Origin of the sequence: Roseibium sp. (genome assembly GCF_025698965.1) — a bacterium.
In the GTDB taxonomy this organism is placed as follows: Bacteria; Pseudomonadota; Alphaproteobacteria; order Rhizobiales; family Stappiaceae; genus Roseibium.
Window position 1 is genome coordinate 1 of sequence record NZ_JAILWL010000585.1, and the last position, 3,613, is coordinate 3,613.

Annotated in this window: 4 protein-coding genes; 3 read left to right on the forward strand and 1 reads right to left on the reverse strand. The window is 52.1% G+C overall.

The features are described 5' to 3' along the window. Nucleotides 1-1,140 (reverse strand): D-alanyl-D-alanine carboxypeptidase family protein (locus K5905_RS29940; protein WP_297591319.1); only part of this gene is annotated, 1,140 nt, incomplete at its 3' end. Nucleotides 1,141-1,756: 616 nt separating this feature from the next. Between K5905_RS29940 and K5905_RS29945 the strand changes: the two genes are divergently transcribed. The 3 genes from K5905_RS29945 to K5905_RS29955 all read left to right on the forward strand — a co-directional run. Then, nucleotides 1,757-2,089: a phasin family protein gene (locus K5905_RS29945; protein ID WP_297591323.1), complete on the forward strand. Its 333-nt coding sequence runs from the start codon at nucleotides 1,757-1,759 to the stop codon at nucleotides 2,087-2,089. Between the two features lie 394 nt (nucleotides 2,090-2,483). After that, nucleotides 2,484-2,816, forward strand: coding sequence for an ATP-dependent Clp protease adapter ClpS (gene clpS / locus K5905_RS29950; RefSeq protein ID WP_297591324.1), 333 nt, complete (start codon nucleotides 2,484-2,486; stop codon nucleotides 2,814-2,816). Nucleotides 2,817-2,828: 12 nt separating this feature from the next. After that, nucleotides 2,829-3,613 (forward strand): Clp protease N-terminal domain-containing protein (locus K5905_RS29955; protein ID WP_297591321.1); only part of this gene is annotated, 785 nt, incomplete at its 3' end.

Below are 3,613 nucleotides of genomic sequence, written 5' to 3' on the forward strand. Positions count from 1 at the left end.
CACAGCGAACGTGCTGTCGAACCGCTGCTTAACAAGCTTTGGCGGAACCGGGATCGCGTCGCCGAAACCGGGAATGGTTTCCGGTGCTGTCTGCGCTGTTGCTTCAGCGGCAACAGGGGCAGGCGCCGAGGGAACCGGAGAGACACTTGCTTGCGCAGGCGCTGCCAGCGCCAGAACCATGGGAGCTCCTTCGGCTGCCGGTGTAACTTCTTTAACTGGCTTGGATGCCGGTAAAGGAGGGTTTTTCATCGCCACGGCGACATAGGTCGACTTGGAAGAACGCTTTGCAATCATCGGAACGGTCTTCTTGCCACGTCGGGCCTTCGGCAGATAACGGTTGATAAGCTTGGTCATCTGAGCGTTCCGGGAAGCTCCGGACCTGCCGCCCATCACAACAGCCACGATCTGTCGGCCATTGGTATTGACGGACGTCACGAGATTGAAACCCGATGCACGGATGTAACCGGTTTTGATGCCGTCGACGCCTTTTACACGGCCCAGAAGCTTGTTGTGGTTGCCATATGTGCGCCCACCGTACTTATAGGACCGGGTTTTAAAATAGCCGTAATATTGAGGGAAGTGTTCCTGGATCGCCCGGCCGAGGGTCGCCATGTCCCGCGCGGTCGTGCGCTGACCGGAATTGGGCAGGCCGTGAGGATTGCGGAAAGTCGTCTTTTTCATTCCGAGCTGACGCGCCTTTTGCGTCATGCGCTCGGCGAACTTCTTTTCCGAACCGCCGATATTTTCAGCGATGACAGTGGCAACGTCATTTGCAGACTTGGTGACAAGTGCAAGGATGGCGTCCTTGACCTTGATGGTCTTTCCCGCCTTCAGGCCCAATTTCGACGGTGGCCGACCCGCAGCATATTTCGACACCTTTAGCCGGGAGCTCAGGGACAAGCGCCCAGCTTCCAGCTCTTCAAAAACCAGATAAAGGGTCATGATTTTTGTCAGCGAAGCTGGATATCGGTAGGCGTCAGCTGAAGAAGCGTAGAGTGTCTTCCCGGTTTTGGCGTCCACAACGATGCCGGCATATTTGGAGTTTGCCAATGCAGCGGCGGGAGCGCCGAGAAGAAGAACACCTAGAGCCAGCACCTTGCCAATTCTGGCTACAGCTCGTGCATTGCGGAGAAAACGCATACCAAACACAGTAACTATCCCATTTCGGGTCACACGGTTCGTTTCCGGAGCGGTGGGAGCTTAATCATTCCCCCATTGCGATTCAGCCCCTCGCTCCAACGATCTGAAGGGCATTTGATGGAAACACGGTTACGATTGTGTAAATAGTTGGCATAAAAAACACTTAAAAAAATTGATTTTTATTACAGTTAATCATTGGTTAATTGTTCGTGTTGTGAATTTTGTAAGTAAAATCAAGAATAGAGTTATATTTCGATTATTAATACGCAATAAAATGGTTAAGCGTTGGTTTATTCTTCTCTGAGTGCTGTGTCATTTTTGATTTGTTGTCCTGAAGAGCTTTCGGATCACTTGGTGTTGCCTGAGGAATTGCTGTTCAGGCCGCTAGTTGCGGCAGCGGGCAAGGTCTGCTTTCGAACTCTGAAACATGCGCACTCAATAGAATAGGTGATGCATTAAATTCTCGTAATAGTTGTTTTTGCAATGCAAAATCACCTTGACATAAATTGTGCGGCGCACTATTAAAGTTCCTGTAGGTAATGAGATTGCGTGTCGGGTAGCCAAACGAGCCAGTGTCTGGTCGCTGGGAGCCGGTACGCCGGATGAGGTCAGTGAAATGATGAACAACTTTGAAGAGCTCCAGAAGTTGAGCAAAGACAACATGGATATGGCCATGGAATCTTTTGGCTCCATGAGCAAAGGCTTCCAGGCGATTGCTGCCGAGGTTGCCGATTACCAGAAGAAGTCCTTCGAAGAGGGAACAGCCGCAGTTGAGAAACTGGTTGCGTCCAAGTCTCTGGACAAAGCTTTTGAAGCTCAGGCGGATTACGTCAAAACCGCTTATGAAGGGTTCGTTGGCGAGATGACGAAAATCGGTGAAATGGTTACCGACATCTCCAAAGACGCCTATAAGCCTTACGAAGACGTTCTGGGTAAAGTCGCAAAATAAAGCCGTTGCTCCCAGATCGGAGCAGCATTCGGATAAAACCCGGCTCGATCGAGCCGGGTTTTTTTATATATACACAGGTTTGCCTGTCTTTTCCGTGTCAGGCAGCTCATTTGCCACCAGTTCGAAATTGCCTTGCTTCCCCATCTTTTAATCGCATTTCAGAAACCTACATTCAGGTTTAACGAGGGCGTTTGCGCGACAAATGCGACGATCACCCAAATGTTGATGAAATCGGCCATTGCGCGAATGCCGCTGGCGCGGCAGGATTACCAGATAAAACATTGATCGGTGAAGCACGGCTTTGCCGAGATAGGCGCGGAAATGTCGGTTATACTGGCTGAACCGCGCACGGGAACTGGTGATGGCCAGAGTGAAAAAGGCGATAGTAACGGCAATGTCGGCGGGCTCTGATTTTGACAACGACGGTGGTGACGCCGGGACGGTTGTTGTCACCCGAACGAAAACAATTACCAAGCGGCCAAATCTCTATCGTGTGCTGCTGTTAAATGATGACTACACTCCCATGGAGTTCGTCATTCACGTCGTGGAGAGCTTCTTTCAGAAGAATCGGGAAGAGGCGACCCGCATCATGCTGCATGTTCACCATCATGGTGTCGGAGAATGTGGGATCTATTCCTACGAAGTTGCCGAGACCAAGGTTACCCAGGTGATGGACTTTGCGCGCAAGCATCAGCATCCATTGCAATGCGTCATGGAAAAAAAGTGAGGACAAACAGACGTGCCTTCTTTCTCACGCAGTCTAGAAAAAGCCCTCCATCAGGCTCTGGCCTTCGCAAACGAACGCCAGCAGGAATATGCCACGCTCGAGCACCTTCTTCTGGCGTTGCTGGATGATCAGGATGCGGCTGCAGTCATGCGGGCCTGCAATGTCGACCTGGATACGATCCGGCGCAACCTCGTGGAATACATCGAGACCGAGCTGGACAATCTGGTGACTGACAATGACGAGGATTCCAAGCCGACCGCCGGTTTCCAGCGCGTAATCCAGCGAGCCGTCATTCATGTCCAGTCGTCCGGCCGCGAAGAAGTGACAGGTGCCAATGTGCTTGTGGCTATTTTCGCCGAGCGCGAAAGTCATGCCGCCTACTTCCTGCAGGACCAGGACATGACCCGCTATGACGCGGTCAACTATATTTCGCATGGCATTGCAAAGCGTCCTGGCATGTCCGAAGCGCGCCCGGTTGAAGGGGCGGATGAAGAGGATGTGCTGCCAGGGGCGGAAGGGGAAAAGAAACCCAACCAGAAAACCGATGCGCTGGAAGCCTACTGCGTCAATCTCAATGAAAAGGCGACCAACGGAAAGATTGATCCGTTGATCGGACGGGACAGCGAAATCCAGCGAACAATCCAGATCTTGTGTCGCAGGTCCAAGAATAATCCGTTGTTTGTCGGCGATCCTGGTGTGGGCAAGACGGCGATCGCGGAAGGTCTTGCACACCGGATCGTCAATAGCGACGTGCCGGATGTTCTGGTCGATGCCACGATCTTCTCGCTCGACATGGG